14 protein-coding genes and 4 pseudogenes are annotated in these 13,863 nt (G+C 73.6%); 6 read left to right on the top strand and 12 right to left on the bottom strand.

Annotated features, from left to right (window positions below; translation table 11 throughout):
• Both JNW87_RS23370 and JNW87_RS23365 read right to left on the bottom strand, forming a co-directional pair.
• On the bottom strand, positions 1-235 hold a 235-nt coding region (locus JNW87_RS23370; RefSeq protein WP_238454398.1), incomplete at its 3' end, for a helix-turn-helix domain-containing protein.
• Positions 236-310: 75 nt separating this feature from the next.
• Positions 311-1,059 (bottom strand): annotated as a pseudogene (locus JNW87_RS23365) (lysophospholipid acyltransferase family protein).
• 133 nt (positions 1,060-1,192) lie between these two features.
• Between JNW87_RS23365 and JNW87_RS23360 the strand changes: the two are divergent.
• From JNW87_RS23360 to JNW87_RS23350, 3 genes and pseudogenes are all read left to right on the top strand, one after another.
• A pseudogene (locus tag JNW87_RS23360) lies at positions 1,193-1,453 on the top strand (alpha/beta hydrolase); the annotation flags it as partial.
• Positions 1,454-1,644: 191 nt separating this feature from the next.
• On the top strand, positions 1,645-1,839 hold the full coding sequence (locus JNW87_RS23355) for a hypothetical protein (RefSeq protein WP_238454397.1): 195 nt from the start codon (positions 1,645-1,647) through the stop codon (positions 1,837-1,839).
• Between the two features lie 18 nt (positions 1,840-1,857).
• Positions 1,858-2,250: a VOC family protein gene (locus tag JNW87_RS23350; protein ID WP_238454396.1), complete on the top strand. Its 393-nt coding sequence runs from the start codon at positions 1,858-1,860 to the stop codon at positions 2,248-2,250.
• A gap of 46 nt (positions 2,251-2,296) precedes the next feature.
• On the opposite strand, the gene JNW87_RS23345 is transcribed toward JNW87_RS23350, so the two are convergent.
• Together JNW87_RS23345 and JNW87_RS23340 are read right to left on the bottom strand one after the other, a co-directional pair.
• Positions 2,297-4,360, bottom strand: a complete 2,064-nt coding sequence (locus JNW87_RS23345) for a glycogen debranching N-terminal domain-containing protein (protein ID WP_109800092.1) — start codon at positions 4,358-4,360, stop codon at positions 2,297-2,299.
• Positions 4,360-4,731 (bottom strand): SCP2 sterol-binding domain-containing protein, encoded by a 372-nt coding sequence (locus JNW87_RS23340; protein ID WP_109800097.1) that lies wholly within the window; start codon positions 4,729-4,731, stop codon positions 4,360-4,362. The genes JNW87_RS23345 and JNW87_RS23340 overlap by 1 nt, the downstream gene beginning before the upstream one ends.
• Before the next feature lie 153 nt (positions 4,732-4,884).
• On the opposite strand from JNW87_RS23340, the gene JNW87_RS23335 reads away from it, so the two are divergent.
• A complete protein-coding gene (locus JNW87_RS23335) occupies positions 4,885-5,997 on the top strand; it encodes a DNA glycosylase AlkZ-like family protein (protein ID WP_236647310.1) in 1,113 nt (370 codons plus the stop codon).
• 84 nt (positions 5,998-6,081) lie between these two features.
• On the opposite strand, the gene JNW87_RS23330 is transcribed toward JNW87_RS23335, so the two are convergent.
• The 6 genes and pseudogenes from JNW87_RS23330 to JNW87_RS23305 form a co-directional block, all read right to left on the bottom strand.
• On the bottom strand, positions 6,082-6,498 hold the full coding sequence (locus tag JNW87_RS23330; protein ID WP_109800091.1) for a CBS domain-containing protein: 417 nt from the start codon (positions 6,496-6,498) through the stop codon (positions 6,082-6,084).
• A gap of 76 nt (positions 6,499-6,574) precedes the next feature.
• Positions 6,575-7,015, bottom strand: coding sequence for a PPOX class F420-dependent oxidoreductase (locus tag JNW87_RS23325; RefSeq protein ID WP_109800090.1), 441 nt, complete (start codon positions 7,013-7,015; stop codon positions 6,575-6,577).
• A gap of 295 nt (positions 7,016-7,310) precedes the next feature.
• Complete coding sequence (locus tag JNW87_RS23320) at positions 7,311-8,336, bottom strand: aspartate-semialdehyde dehydrogenase (protein WP_109800089.1); 1,026 nt, start codon at positions 8,334-8,336, stop codon at positions 7,311-7,313.
• 241 nt (positions 8,337-8,577) lie between these two features.
• A complete protein-coding gene (locus tag JNW87_RS23315; protein ID WP_238454395.1) occupies positions 8,578-9,924 on the bottom strand; it encodes a pitrilysin family protein in 1,347 nt (448 codons plus the stop codon).
• Positions 9,921-11,212, bottom strand: a pseudogene (locus tag JNW87_RS23310) (M16 family metallopeptidase). Before JNW87_RS23310 ends, JNW87_RS23315 begins: the two are co-directional and overlap by 4 nt.
• Before the next feature lie 248 nt (positions 11,213-11,460).
• A complete protein-coding gene (locus JNW87_RS23305; protein ID WP_238454394.1) occupies positions 11,461-11,658 on the bottom strand; it encodes a hypothetical protein in 198 nt (65 codons plus the stop codon).
• 105 nt (positions 11,659-11,763) lie between these two features.
• Between JNW87_RS23305 and JNW87_RS23300 the strand changes: the two genes are divergently transcribed.
• Complete coding sequence (locus tag JNW87_RS23300; RefSeq protein ID WP_238454393.1) at positions 11,764-12,018, top strand: hypothetical protein; 255 nt, start codon at positions 11,764-11,766, stop codon at positions 12,016-12,018.
• On the opposite strand, the gene JNW87_RS23295 is transcribed toward JNW87_RS23300, so the two are convergent.
• Both JNW87_RS23295 and JNW87_RS23290 read right to left on the bottom strand, forming a co-directional pair.
• Positions 11,985-12,197: a hypothetical protein gene (locus JNW87_RS23295; RefSeq protein WP_109800085.1), complete on the bottom strand. Its 213-nt coding sequence runs from the start codon at positions 12,195-12,197 to the stop codon at positions 11,985-11,987. The genes JNW87_RS23300 and JNW87_RS23295 overlap by 34 nt on opposite strands.
• A 49-nt stretch (positions 12,198-12,246) precedes the next feature.
• Positions 12,247-12,459 (bottom strand): annotated as a pseudogene (locus tag JNW87_RS23290) (translocation protein TolB); the annotation flags it as partial.
• A 314-nt stretch (positions 12,460-12,773) separates the two neighbouring features.
• On the opposite strand from JNW87_RS23290, the gene JNW87_RS23285 reads away from it, so the two are divergent.
• Entirely contained in the window at positions 12,774-13,859 is a 1,086-nt protein-coding gene (locus JNW87_RS23285) for a 3-deoxy-7-phosphoheptulonate synthase (protein ID WP_238454392.1), read from the top strand.
• Positions 13,860-13,863: the final 4 nt, after the last annotated feature.

Raw genomic sequence — 13,863 nt, 5'->3', positions numbered from 1 at the left:
GGAGCACCACCGCCGACACCTCACCCAGCCACACCCGCTCCGGCGTCCGCTTCGCCTCGGTGATGACCCGCTTCGACAGGTCGCCGTCCGACAGGTACGCCTCGCCCGCCTGGCGGGCCTGCTGACGTGCGCGCAGCCCGTCGTTGAACACCACCCGCGCGCACCCGAACGCCCGCCCCAGCGCTGCCTGCTGTGCGGGCGACGGGTAGACGCGATAGTTGTACCGGAGCTGCACATCGGACAGTCTGGCATCCGCATCTGATACAAATGAACGCGGCGAGCGACCCGCACCTGGACCGCCTGAAGGAGATCAGGACATGGTGGTGCGCCGGCCCCGGCGGTCCAGCTCAGCGGCCTCCTCGAGGGTCGGCGCGCTGCCGCCCAGGTGCACCGGCTGCCACCAGGTGTCGTCGGCGCGGCCGGGGCGTCCGGGTACTCCCGCTGAGCCCGGTCCACGAGCGCGCTCAGCCGGCTCTTCAGCTCCGCCGTCATGGTGCCGGCGTCCGGGTACCCGGCCGGGTCCATCGGCTCGCCGATCAGGATGGTGATCGGGGTGTGCCGCCGGGTCAGGGTGCGCGGCCGGCCCTTGGTCCAGAGCCGCTGGGTGCCCCAGAGCGCGACCGGGAGCAGCGGCACGCCGGCCTCCTGCGACATCCGGGCGGCGCCGTTCTTGAGCTCCTTGACCAGGAACGACCGGCTGATCGTGGCCTCCGGGAAGACGCCGACCACCTCCCCGCGCCGCAGCGCGTCCACCGCCGTGTTGTACGACCCGGCGCCGGCCGCCCGGTTCACCGGGATGTGCTTCATGCCGCGCATCAGCGGACCGGAGACCTTGTGCGTGAAGACGTCGTGCTTGGCCATGAACCGGACCAGCCGGCGGGACTCGTGCGCGCCGTAGCCGCAGAAGATGAAGTCCAGGTAACTGACGTGGTTGCTGGCCAGGACCGCGCCACCCGTGGGCGGCACGTGGTGGCTGCCCTGCACGGTCAGGCGCAGGTCGAGGACCCGGAACATCGTCTTGGCGGCGGCGATCACGGGCGGGTACACGAGTTCCGACATCCGGCAACTTTACCCCGCGTAGGTTACGGAACCGTAGGGGCGGAGCGTGCCGAACGGACACCCGGACCGGCCCGCCCTTCTGCCGTCGGCAGAGACCGCTGCGGGCGGCGGCGAAGCCGGACACCATGGCGGGATGACCGAACGCGCGGTGCTGCTCTGGATCCACGGCGGCGGCTGGCGAGGCCGGTACCACGAGGACGGCGGCGCGCTGGCCCCGCTCGGGCTGCGGGTGGTCGCGGCGACCTACCGCTTCGTGGCCGAGGCGCACTGGCCGGCCCAACTCGACGACGTACGGGCGGCCGCCCGGTCGACCCGGGCCTCGGCCGACGGGCTGCCGCTGCTGGTCGGTGGCGACTCGGCGGGGGCCACCCTCGCCCTGCACCTGGCCCTGCGCGGGGTCGACCGGCGCGGCGACGTGGCGGCCGGGCTGGCGTACTGTCCGGCGGCGACCCGCTCGACGCGGAATGGCGGCGGCTGCGCGCCCACGACGATCCGTGGGCCGGCCTGCTCGGTCACCCGCCGGCCGCCGGCGACCCGGCCACCGTCGACGCGACCGTCGCCACCCACCTCGGTTCCGGCGTGCCGGTGCTGCTCGTACACGGGCGCGACGACCGGTCCGTGCCGGTCGGCCAGACGGTGGGACTCACCGGCCGGCTGCTCGCCGCGGGGCACCCGGTGCACGCCTGGATCACCCACGGCGGGCACGCCCTCGACCTGGACCGTCCGGACATCCGGGCGGTCACCGCCACGTTCCTGGACAGCGTCCTGCCGACCGGGTGACGCGGCTACCGTCAGGGCATGCCCGACCTCGCCGCCATCGTCATCCACTGCCGCGACCCGTACCTGCTCGCGCCGTTCTGGAGCGCGGTCACCGGGCTGCCGGTGGCCGAGGTGGATCGGGTCCGGCTCGCCGACCGCTCGCTCGGGCCGACCGAGGCGGTGCTGCTGCGCGACCCGTCGGGGCACCGGCCCGACGTCTGGATCAGCCCGGCGGACGACCTGCCCGTCCCCGGCCGGATCCACCTCGACCTGGTCGGCGACGCCGAGGAGCGGGCGGCGGTGCTGGAGGCCGGGGCCACGGTGGTCCGCGAGTTGCCGCGGTGGACGGTGCTGGCCGACCCGGAGGGCAACGAGTTCTGCCTGCTCCCCCGGGCGGAGGCGCACGGCGACCAGACGCCGCCGGGGCACTGACGGGTGGCGCCGCCGGCCAGGGGCCGGTGGCGCTGTCACCGGGCGGCTACGAGGCGGCCAGTTCGTGCATGTCCATCCGGCCCCGGGCGAAGGCGTCCACCCGGCCCCACCGGCCCGGGATGTCCAGCACCTCGATCCGGCCCATGCCGATCGGCAGTCGCGGGTCGACCGCGAGGTGCCCCTCGTGCGGCTCCAGCCCGAGCATCGTGCGGAGCAGCAGCAGCGGCGTACCCGTCGACCAGGCCTGCGGGCTGCACGCCGTCGGGTACTCCACCGGGAACTTGGTCAGGTCCCGCGGGTAGCCGCCGAACGCCTCGGGCAGCCGCCCGTCGAAGTAGGTGGCCGCGTCCAGGATGCCGCTGGCGATGGTGGCCGCTTCCTCGGCGAAGCCGTACCGGCGCAGCCCCCAGGCGATGAACGAGTTGTCGAACGGCCAGATCGTGCCGTTGTGGTAGCCGATCGGGTTGTAGCGGACCTCGCCCTCGGCCAGGGTCCGCACCCCCCACCCGGAGAAGAGCCGCGGGCCGACCAGGTGCCCGGCGATCTTCGCCGCCCGGTCGTGGTCGACGATGCCGCTCCAGAGCAGGTGACCGATGTTCGAGCTGAGCACGTCCATCTGCCGACCGGTCGGGTCCAGGCCGAGGGCGAAGTACTCGCCGTCCTCCACCCACCAGTCCCGGTTGAACCGCTGCTTCAGCTCGGCCGCCTCACGTTCCAGCTGGTCGGCGTACGCCGGGTCGCCCCAGAACTCCCGAGCCAGCCGGGCGGCCCGCATCTTCGCGTCGTACGCGTATCCCTGTACCTCGCAGGTGGCCCGCGGGAACGGCGGCAGCGTCCCGTCGGAGTACGAGATCGAGTCCCAGGAGTCCTTCCAGCACTGGTTCTCCAGGCCGGTGTCGGTGTTGCGGCGCTCGTACCAGATGTAGCCGTTGCCGACCAGGTCGGCGTAGTCGTCGACCCACTTCAGCGCGGCCCGGCACTCCCGTTCCAGCTCCTTGACCAGCGCGACGTCGCCGGTCCACTTCTCGTACTCGTCGAGCAGCACCACGAACAGCGGGGTGGCGTCCACCGAGCCGTAGTACGGCGAGTGCGGCTGCTCCTCGAAGGCGGCCGTCTCGCCGTACCGCATCTCGTGCAGGATCCGGCCCGGGTCCTCGTCCCGGAAGTCGTCGAAGCGGGTGCCCTGCAGGGCGCCCAGGATCCGCAGCGTCGTCTTCGACAGGGCCGGGGCGAACGGCAGCACCTGCAGGCAGGTCAGGATGCTGTCCCGGCCGAACATGGTCATGAACCAGGGCAGGCCGGCCGCCGGTAGCGTCTGCCCGCCCAGCGACAGCGGCGAGAAGCGCAGCGCGGCCAGGTCGATCAGGCTGCGCCGGTATGTGTGGGACACCCGGCCGTGCTCGCTGTTCACCTTGGGCGCCCGGGCGACCCACTCCTCCAGGTCCTGCTGGAGGGCCAGCCGCTCGGTGCCGTGCGCCCGCAGTCCCATCCGCAGGTCCCGACCGCCCGGGCCGACCGCGGACGTCTGCACGTCGATCGCGGTGTTCCACTGCTCGTTCGGTTCCAGGTGGACGCTGAACGCGAAGCCGTTCTGGTCGTAGCGGGCCGGCACGGAGGAGCTGATGACGGTCTCCCGCCTGAAGTTCCCGCGTCGGTAGCCGATCCGCAGCCGGTCCGGCTCGATCTCGCGGTAGATTTCGCCCTTCTTGTTGAGGATCTCGTCCTTGACCTGGAACAGGTCGGCGAAGTCGGAGCCGGCGTCCATCCGGATCTCCACGTCGACCGGCTTCTCGTCGTGGTTGAGGAAGGTCAGGGTCTCCCGGAAGCTGCCGCCCACCGCCCGCTCCCGGATGATCGACAGCTTCGCGTCGATGTAGTGCGTCGCCATCCCCGGCACCAGGAAGAACCGCGCCTCGTAGTACTGGAGGTCGTCGTAGGAGAGCGCGTTGAGCCGCTCACCGTTGACGGTCAGCACCCACTTGGACAGGAAGCGGGTGTCGAGGGAGAACAGGCCGGTCGGCTCGCTCGGGGTGGCCTCGATGTCGCCGGTGTCCTCGGAGACCACGAAGGTGTTGCCGTCCAGGATCCGGACGGTGTTGGTGCCCGGCATCAGCGGGCCTCCCTCTGGAATGCGTGGCGGGGCCCGCGAGCATCCGGCGGACCGGGAAAGATCCGTTCGACCTGGAGCACCAGGCGCAGGTCACCCGAGACGGTCATGTCGCCCCGGAGCAGCGCGGCGATGGCGTTCTCACTGCCGGTGACCAGTTCGCCGAAGAGCCGCGGCGCGGTACCCACGACCGTGTCGGCTTCCCGGTCCTCCTGGCTCACGTGCAGGTTTCCCCGCTCGATCCGGAGCAGCCAGTGGGTGGTCTGCGCCCCTTCGTGCAGGTCGAAGCGCAGGGTTCCGGAGGTCTTCTGCAACAGGGGTTCGAACCCCCGCCGGTCCAGGTCCTCGAAGAACCTCGTGGTCGCGTCCAGCATCCGGTCCACTCCTCCCGCGGTCCGCGGCGTTCGACGTCCGAGGAGGGGTCCCCGTCGGGTACGACGTCAATCTCGCCCGGTTCGGGTGAGTCGCGCACGCCCCGGTGTCGGCGAACGGCGGTAACCTGCGACGGGAGGGGACAGGGAGGGCGAGTGGCGGGCCAACCGGAAATCGACCGGGAGCGGGTGCTGGCGTACCGGGTCGCGGCGCAGCAGCTCGACCGTCCCGGGCTGCGCCCCGCCGACCTCGACGTGCTGGCCCTGGGCGCGCAGGACACCCCGTACGGCTCGGCCCGGCTGGCGCTGGCCGCCCGCGTTCCCGCCGCCGGCGGGCTGGACGACGACCGGTTGGAGCTGGTCTGGTCGTTCCGCGGCGCGCCGCACCTGCACCGCCGGGCGGAGCTGCCGGCGCTGGCCGCCGCGCTCTGGCCGCTCAGCGACACCGACGCCACCCGTCGCATTCCCGGGCAGATCCGGGAGGGGGCGAAGCTGGGGCTGGTCGCGTTCCGGGCCGCCGCCGACGCGTTCCGGGCCGTGGTGACCGCGCCGATGGACCGGGGCGAGGTGAGCCGGGCGGTCACCGAGCGGATCCCGGCCGAGCTGAGCTACGAGTGCCGGCCGTGCGCCGCCCGGCACGTCTCCGGCGCGCTGTTCCAGCAGGCCGGCCTTGCCGGCGGCGTACGCCTGGCGGTGTCCGGGCGGACCGCGCGGCTCGCGCCGCTGGCCGAGCGCCCGGGGCCGCCCGAGGTGGCCGCCGGCACGGACGCGCTGGTCCTGGCCTACCTGCGGCTGCTCGGCCCGGCCACCATCGGCGACGTGGCCGCCTTCCTCGGCACGAGCGCCACCGAGCTGCGCCGGGTGTGGCCGGCGGACGCGTTTACGGAAGTCCGCATCGACGGTCGCCCGGCCTGGGTGTCGGCGGACCGGCTCGACGCGCTCCGGGCGGCCGAGCCGGCGGAACTGGTGCGGCTGCTGCCGCCCGGCGATCCCTACCTCCAGGCCCGCGACCGGGCCGTGCTGGTGCCGGAGAAGGCTCACCAGCAGCAGCTCTGGCGGATGCTGGGCAACCCGGGCGCGCTGCTGGTCGACGGCGAGGTCACCGGCACCTGGCGGGCCAAGCAGGCGGCCAAGGGGCGAGTGGACCTCATGGTCACCCCGTTCAGCGCGCTGCCCGCCCGGGTCGACCGGGAGGTGCGGGCCGAAGCCGAGGTGGTGGGCGCCACCCGCGGCGCGTCCGAGGTGCGGGTGGTGGTCGAGAAGCCCTGACCGGGTCGGCGGGGACACCCGGCCCCGCTCGGCACCAACGACGCCGCCCCCGGATCGGGGGCCGGCGTCACCGCGGCGGACGGGTCAGTTGTTCGGTTCGTCGGCGCTGATGTCCGCGAGCACCGACTGGGGCTCCCGCTCGACGGCGAGGTCGCCCATCGAGATCAGCCCGACCAGGCGGCCGTCGTCAATCACCGGGAGCCGGCGGACGGCGTACGTCCGCATGAGGTCGGCGGCGGCCACCGCGTCGTCGTACTGGCTGACGGTGACCACGTCCTTGCTGGTGATCTGGTCGAGCCGGGTCGTGTTCGGGTCCATGTTCTCGGCGACGCCGCGGACCGTGATGTCACGGTCCGTGACGATGCCGACCACGTTGCCGCCATCGGTCACCACCACGTCGCCGATGGCACTGTCGCGCATCTCCTGCGCCGCGGCGGTGAGCGTGTCGCTGCCGTCCATCGTCACCAACCGGGTCGTCATGAACTCTCCGACCGTTGTCATGGTGCTCCCCTCTCGGTGTCGGCATGGTCGTCTACCCGCCCCCGCCGAGCGGTAACGCCCGCCGGTCGGCACGCGGTCAGCCGCGTGGGGGCATGCCGTAGACCCGCTCCACGTGCAACCGCAGCACGAGGCGGCGCTCGGCGACCATGGCGGCCCGGAAGTCGTCCCAGTCCGGGTGCTCGCCCTGCACCGCCCGGTAGAGCCCGATCAATTCCTCCACGGTCGCGTCGTCCGGCCGCTCGGCCACCGGGGTCAGCTCCGCCCGCGCCTCCGCCACCGCGTACGCCCACCCGTCGTCGCTGCTGACGTGGAAGCTCGCCCGGGGGTCGCGGCGCAGGTTGGCGGTCTTGGCCCGGCCGTCGGTGATCGAGACGCGGATCAGGCCCCGGTCGCGGTCGAAGGAGTAGACCACGTTGGACAGTTGCGGCCGGCCGTCCCGCTTGATGGTGGCCAGCACGCCCAGCCACCGGCCGGCGATCAGGTCGGTCAGGGCCCGCTGGGTCTTGTCGTCCGCCATGGCGTCCTCCGCGTCGAGTCGCTTGTTGCCGACTCCATCTCAGCGCACATTCGCGTCCACCGCGACGGTTCCCGCCCTGCGGCTCCGGTCCCGGGCGGCGCGTCTCGGCAACCCGATCCGGCGAAGGCATATGCCCGACGAACGATATGCCTGACAGTCATAAATATGCCGCTCAGGCATATCGCTCGCGGGAACATCAGGTGGCGGCGTCCGACCAGCCGGCCGAGGCAGCCACCGGATGCGGCCGACACCGGCTGGTCGAGCCGCGGGCGGCGGGGGCCAGCGGCGGCGGGGGTCAGCGGCGCTCGGCGGCGACCAGCTCAGCGAGCTGCACGGCGTTGAGCGCGGCGCCCTTGCGCAGGTTGTCGTTCGAGCAGAACAGAGCCAGGCCGTGCTCGACGGTCTCGTCGGCGCGGATCCGCCCGACGTACGTCGGGTCCTGGCCGGCGGCCTGCAACGGGGTGGGCACGTCGGACAGCGCCACGCCGGGCGCGCCGTCGAGCAGCTGGCGGGCGCGGGCCGGGGTGATCGGGCGGGCGAAGCGCGCGTTGATCTGGAGCGAGTGGCCGGTGAAGACGGGCACCCGGACGCAGGTGCCGGAGACCTTCAGCCCGGGAATCTCCAGGATCTTGCGGCTCTCGTTCCGCAGCTTCTGCTCCTCATCGGTCTCGAACGAGCCGTCGTCGACGATCGAGCCGGCGAGCGGCAGCACGTTGAAGGCGATCGGGCGGGCGAAGGACCGCGGCGCCGGGAACTCCACGGCGGCACCGTCGAAGGCCAGGCCGCTGGCGTGCTCGGCGACCTTGCGGACCTGCTCGTCCAGCTCGGCGACGCCGGCCAGCCCGGCGCCGGAGACCGCCTGGTACGTCGAGACGACCAGGCCGGCCAGCTCCGCCTCCTCGTGCAGCGGGCGCAGCACCGGCATCGCGGCCATGGTGGTGCAGTTCGGGTTGGCGATGATGCCCTTCGGCCGGTTCGCGGCGGCGTGCGGGTTGACCTCGGCGACCACCAGCGGCACCTCCGGATCCATCCGGAAGGCCGAGGAGTTGTCGATGACGACCGCGCCGGTCGCGGCGACCCGGGGGGCCAGCTCCTTCGCGGTGCCCTTGCCCGCGGAGAAGAGCACGATGTCCAGCCCGCGGTAGTCCGCGGTGGCCGCGTCCTCGACGGCGACCTCGCCGTCCCGCCACGGCAGGGTGCGCCCGGCCGACCGCGCCGAGGCGAACAACCGCACCTGCTCCGCCGGGAACGCGCGCTCCGCCAGCACCTGCCGCATCACGCCACCGACCTGGCCGGTGGCCCCCACAATGCCGATCCTCATGCCCGCGAGGCTACCCACGTCCCCGCCCGGGCGGGGAAGGCTTTCCCACCGCCCGGGCCGGCGACCGGCCTGCTCACCGGCCGGCAACGGGCACCGGTCCGACCCGGGGCCCGGAACGACGCCGCCGGACGGCCCGTTGGCCCGGAAGATCCCGCGCCACCGGGCCCCAGCGCCGAAGCATTCGCCGCCGCTCCCGGAACGCCCCGGCCGGCGGCACCGCGACCGACGTCACACCGCGCGGTCAGCCGGCGTGGTCGACGACCTCGCCGAGGTCGGCCGCCACGAGTTCGTCCCGGATCACCGCCGAGTCCCCCTCGACGACCAGGGTCAGCGCGTGCGGGTGCAGGTGCGTCGCGGCCGCCGCGGAGACCTGCTCGACGTCGGCGGCGAGCAGCGCCTCGCGCAGCCGGGCGTGGTAGTCGTCCGGCAGGTCGTGCACCACCAGCGTGGTCAGCGCGGCGGCGATCGCCCGCGGGCTCTGCAGCTCCACCGAGAGCTGACCGGCCCGCCAGGACCGGGCCACCGCCAGCTCGTCCTCGGTCACCCCGGTCAGCTGGGTCCGGGTGATCTCGCCGACCGCCTCGACCAGCGCCGGGGCGGTCACCGCGGTCTGCACCCCGGAGCTGACCGCGAACCGGCCGAACCGGCGGGACGAGGCGAAGTCGCCCCGGATGCCGTACGTGTAGCCGCGCACCTCGCGGATCAGGTGGTTGAGCCGGGAGGTGAACGCCCCGCCGAGCACCGTGCCGGCCAGCGTCATCGGCACATGGTCGGGGTGGGCCCGGTGCGGGGACGGGTGACCCAGACGCAGCGTGGACTGCACCGACCCGGGCCGGTCCACCAGGATGATCCGCCGCCGGTCGTGCAGCGTCACCTCGATCGGGCCACGCTTCTCCACCGGACCGCCGCCGGCGCCGGCGAACGCCGCCGCGGCGAGCGCGTCCAGGTCGATCCGTTCCAGGTCACCGGCGACGATCAGCGTCCCCGGGCGGATGAACCACTCGGAGTGGAAGACCGTGACGTCGTCCACGTCGAGCCCGGCCACGGTATCCGGGTCGCCGTACATCGGCCGCCCCCACCGGTTGCCAACGCCGAACAGGTCGGCCCGGAGCGCGGCGTCCGCCCGCGGGCCCGGGTTGGCCCAGTCCATCCGCAGCGCGGTCGCCTCGTCGTCCCGGACCCGCCGCACGTCGGCCGGGTCGAGCCGGGGCGTCCGGACGGCCTCGGCGAGCAGTTCCACGGCGGCACCCAGCCGCTCCACCGGCACCTGCACGCTCACCTGGAAGGAGTCCCAGTCCAGCCCGGTCACCAACTCGGTGCCGAGCGCCTCGATCGCCAGGGCGTACGCGGTGGCGTCCCGCTGCGCGGTCCCCTCCTCCAGGGCCTTGGCGAGCACCCCGCCGACGCCGTCCTTGCCGACCGGCTCCCGCCCGGCGCCCGCGTCGAGCAGCAGCAGCGCCACGGCGAGGTTCTGCCCGGGCAGGTGCGCGGCGACGACCTGCCCGCCGGCGACGGTACGGCGGACCACCTGCGGGAACCGGTACGGGCGGGCGGCGCCCGGGCCGGGACGGGCGGCGATCAGCGTCATGAGGTCTCCTCGGGCAGGTAGGTCAAGGTGGCCCGGTCGGCGGCGCCGAGCAACTCGGCGGCCTGTTCGGCGATCTGCTCGGCGGTGACCGCGAGCCAGGCGGGCAGGCGCTCACCGATCTTCGCCGGGTCGCCGAACTGGGTGGCGTACCGGCCGAGGACGTCGGCGCGCCCGTCCACCGTGGACATGTGCCGCCACCACTGGGTGCTCAGCAGCGCCTTGGCCCGGTCCAGCTCGGCCGCGGTCACCGGCACGGTGACCAGCTCGTCCACCACGTCGGCGAGTCCGGCGGCCAACCGGTCGGCGGTGACGCCGGGGCGGGCGGTGGCGGTGGCGATCAGCGGGGCGGGCCCGTGCGCGAGGTCGACGCCGTACGCCCCGACCAGGTCCGGCTGGGCGATCCGCTCGCCGTCGGCGAGGCGCTGGTAGAGCCGGCTGCCCGGCCGGTGCCGAGGACGGTGGCGAGCACGGTGGTCACGTCGTACCCGGGGGTGCCGTAGGGGTGGGTGCGGTGCGCGACATAGACCCGGGGCGCGGGCACGTCGGCGGTGACCGTCTCCACCGCCGGGCGCCCGGTCGCCGGCACCGTACGCCCGTCCGGCGCGACCGGGATGTCCTCGCGGGCCGGGATCGCGCCGAAGTACTTGTCGGCCAGCGCGAAGACCTCGGCGGTGTCGGCGTCCCCCACCACGGTGAGCACCCCGTTGTTCGGGGCGTAGTACGTGGTGTGGAAGGCCTGGAAGGTGGCCAGCTCGGCGGCGTTCAGGTCGGCCATCGAGCCGATCGTGGCGTGGTGGTACGGGTGACCGGGCGGGTAGAGCAGCGGCAGCAGCCGCAACCAGGCGTCGCCGTACGGGACGTTCTCGTAGCGCTGGCGCCGCTCGTTCTTGACCACCTCGCGCTGGTTGTCCAGCGTCTCCTGGGTCAGCGCCGGCACCAGGCCGCCCATCCGGTCGGCCTCCAGCCAGAGCGCCAGCTCCAGGTGCTCGGCGGGGACGGTCTCGAAATAGTTCGTCCGGTCCGGGTTGGTGGTGGCGTTGAGCGAGCCGCCGGCACCCTGGACGAGCTTCATGTGTTCGGTCTTCGCCACGTTCACCGAGCCCTCGAACATCAGGTGCTCGAAGAGGTGGGCGAAGCCGGTCTGCCCGTCCGGCTCGTGCCGCGACCCCACGTCGTACCAGAGGTTCACGGCGACCGCCGGCGCGGTGCGGTCCTCGCTCACCACCACGCGCAGGCCGTTGTCCAGTCGGGTCGTCTCGATGGGCCAGGGGTAACCGCTGTCGGGCATGGCACGACGCTATCCGATCTCGCGGGCGGAAAGGTGACGAGCGGGGCGCATCGACGGTCCGGGCCGGGGTACTCGCGGAGCATGCCCAGCCTTCCCCCCGCCGCCGCCGAACGCGCGGCCGCCGCCCTGGCCCGCCGGCGGCACGCCCGGCTGCTGCATCCGACCGGCCGGACCTTCTCCGCCGAGGCGATGATCTGGGGTACGTCGGGGCCGCAGACGGGCGTTCCGCTGCTGGACCTGCCCGGCCGCTACCCGGCGACGGTCCGCCTGTCCAAGGGGGTGCCGACCCCGTCGGGCTGGCCGGACGTGCTGGGCCTGGGGGTGCGGCTCCACCGGGACCCGGAGCCGCCGGTGGACCTGGTGGTCTCGTCCAGCGGGGCGGCGCCGGTACTGCGGAACCTGCCGCTGCCCCGGCGGCGCTTCACCGGGACGTACAGCTCGATCATGTCCTTCCGGGCGGCCGGCGGCGGCTCTTCCTGGCCGCGCTGGCCGACCCGGACTCCCCCGACCTGGGCCGCAGCCTCGCCGACGTCTCCGCGGCGGCGGCCCGGGTGGACGCGCCGCGGCTGGTGCTGGCGGTGGCCTCGGCGGTCGGGCCGTGGCGGCCGTTCGGGCAGGTCTGCCTGGTCGACCAGCGCGGCGCCCGGGAGGACGCCGCGCTGGCCTTCGATCCGATCGGCAACGTGCCGCCGGGGCTGCGGGTGGTGGGTCCGATCGCGCGGTTGCGCGACCGGACCTACCGGGGTTCCCGCCTGGCCCGCGGCGCGTCGGCTCAGTCCGGCGGCTCGCTCGGGGTCACCGTCTGATCCGACGTACGGTGCTCCAGAACGGTGTCGGGGGCGACCTTCTGGTCCTCCCGGATGTCCGATTCGGTGAGGATGACGCCGGCCTGGGCCTCCGGGTCGTCGCTGCCCACCGTCGCCTCCTCGGGCAGCAGGTGGGCCCGGGACTCGACCCGGTCCTGGTCGTTCTGCTCGTGACTCATGCCGACCCACTTACCCGGCGCGGGGCTCAGCGGAACGGGCCGCGCACCTCGTAGGTGATCCCGCCGCCGTCCCGCCCTGCAGGTACGTCCGGCTGGTGAACCCGGCGGGAAGCTGGATGCCGTTGGCGTCGGCGCTGCCCAGCGGCCCGTACGGCCCGACGCCGGGCTGGGCCGGGGCGGCATGCGCGGCGCCGGCCCAGAGGCTGCCGGAGAAGGCGGCGGCACCGGCGACGGTGGCGCGCAGGACGGTACGTCGGTCCATCAGGAACCTCCACGAATTCGCGTTCGGTGCCGCCGAAACTACCGGGGGTCGAATCGAAGGAGGTGAACGTGAGGCGAGGCTTTCCCGACGACCTGGTGAGCCCGTCCGTCCCGTCGGGTACGCTGGCGGACGTGACGCGGTCGTATCGATGGTTTAGGCAGCCGGCTGGAGGAGCCGGTGACTTCACCATGATCTGACGTCACTCCTCTTCGAGCCGGCTGGGCAGGGATCGCTTCCCTGCCCTTTTGCGTACGAGCAGCCGGCTCGACCTCGGGCGCCGGCCCCGGGGCACGGTCGGCGGAAGGAACCCCACCGTGACGACCCCGGACGCCCATCGGGTCATCGACCAGCGGATCGACCGTGTCGTGCCGCTGACCACCCCGGCCCTGCTCCACCACCACCTGCCGCTGGACGCGACGCTCGCCGAGGCCGTGCTGGCCGGTCGGCGCGCGGTCGGCCGGGTGCTGGACCGTGCCGACGACCGCCTGCTGGTGGTCGTCGGCCCGTGCTCGGTGCACGACCCGGCCGCCGCCCTGGAGTACGCAGGCCGGCTGCGCGAGGTGGCCGACCGGCTCTCCGACGACCTGCTGGTGGTGATGCGGGTCTACTTCGAGAAGCCGCGCTCGACGGTGGGTTGGAAGGGCCTGATCAACGATCCCGGGCTGGACGGCTCCGGCGACGTCAACACCGGCCTGCGGACCGCCCGCGCGCTCCTGCTGGACGTGCTGCGCCTCGGCCTCCCGGTGGGCTGCGAGTTCCTCGACCCGATCACCCCGCAGTACATCGCCGACACCGTGTCCTGGGGCGCGATCGGCGCCCGGACGGTCGAGAGCCAGGTGCACCGGCAGCTCGCCTCCGGGCTGTCCATGCCGATCGGCATGAAGAACCGGCCCGACGGCAGCATCTCCACCGCGGTCGACGCGATCCGGGCGGCCGGCGTGCCGCATGTCTTCCCCGGCATCGACTTCTCCGGTACCCCGGCGATCATGCACACCCGGGGCAACGCCGACGGCCACCTGGTGCTGCGCGGCGGGGGCGGGCGCCCGAACTACGACGCCGAGTCGGTGGCCGGGGCGCTGGACCTGCTCCGCGCGGCCGGGCTGCCGGAGCGGGTGGTGGTGGACGCCAGCCACGCCAACAGCGGCAAGGACCACCGCAACCAGCCGAAGGTGGCCGCGGACGTCGCCGCCCAGCTCGCCGCCGGCCAGCGCGGCATCGTCGGCATCATGCTGGAGAGCTTCCTCCAGCCCGGCCGCCAGGACCTCGATCCCACCCGCGAGCTGGAGTACGGCAAGTCGGTCACCGACGCCTGCCTCGGCTGGGGCACCACGGCCGAGGTCCTGACGGACCTGGCCACCGCCGTCCGCACCCGCCGCGCCACCCTCCCCACCCCCGCCTGACCAC

Source organism: Micromonospora sp. ATA51 (assembly GCF_016802855.1).
In the GTDB taxonomy this organism is placed as follows: domain Bacteria; phylum Actinomycetota; class Actinomycetes; order Mycobacteriales; family Micromonosporaceae; genus Micromonospora; species Micromonospora sicca.
The sequence above is the reverse complement of the archived record's forward strand: the minus strand, read 5'-3'. Positions and strand labels throughout refer to the sequence as shown.

Coding starts and splice junctions, on each gene's coding strand:
- JNW87_RS23350 (WP_238454396.1), top strand. CDS start 1,858: ATGCCCGACCTCGCCGCCATCGTCATCCACTGCCGCGACCCGTACCTG.
- JNW87_RS23345 (WP_109800092.1), bottom strand. CDS start 4,360: ATGCCGGGCACCAACACCGTCCGGATCCTGGACGGCAACACCTTCGTG.
- JNW87_RS23340 (WP_109800097.1), bottom strand. CDS start 4,731: ATGCTGGACGCGACCACGAGGTTCTTCGAGGACCTGGACCGGCGGGGG.
- JNW87_RS23330 (WP_109800091.1), bottom strand. CDS start 6,498: ATGACAACGGTCGGAGAGTTCATGACGACCCGGTTGGTGACGATGGAC.
- JNW87_RS23325 (WP_109800090.1), bottom strand. CDS start 7,015: ATGGCGGACGACAAGACCCAGCGGGCCCTGACCGACCTGATCGCCGGC.
- JNW87_RS23320 (WP_109800089.1), bottom strand. CDS start 8,336: ATGAGGATCGGCATTGTGGGGGCCACCGGCCAGGTCGGTGGCGTGATG.
- JNW87_RS23315 (WP_238454395.1), bottom strand. CDS start 9,924: ATGACGCTGATCGCCGCCCGTCCCGGCCCGGGCGCCGCCCGCCCGTAC.
- JNW87_RS23305 (WP_238454394.1), bottom strand. CDS start 11,658: ATGATCGAGCTGTACGTCCCGGTGAAGCGCCGCCGGGGCAGCGGCAGG.
- JNW87_RS23295 (WP_109800085.1), bottom strand. CDS start 12,197: ATGAGTCACGAGCAGAACGACCAGGACCGGGTCGAGTCCCGGGCCCAC.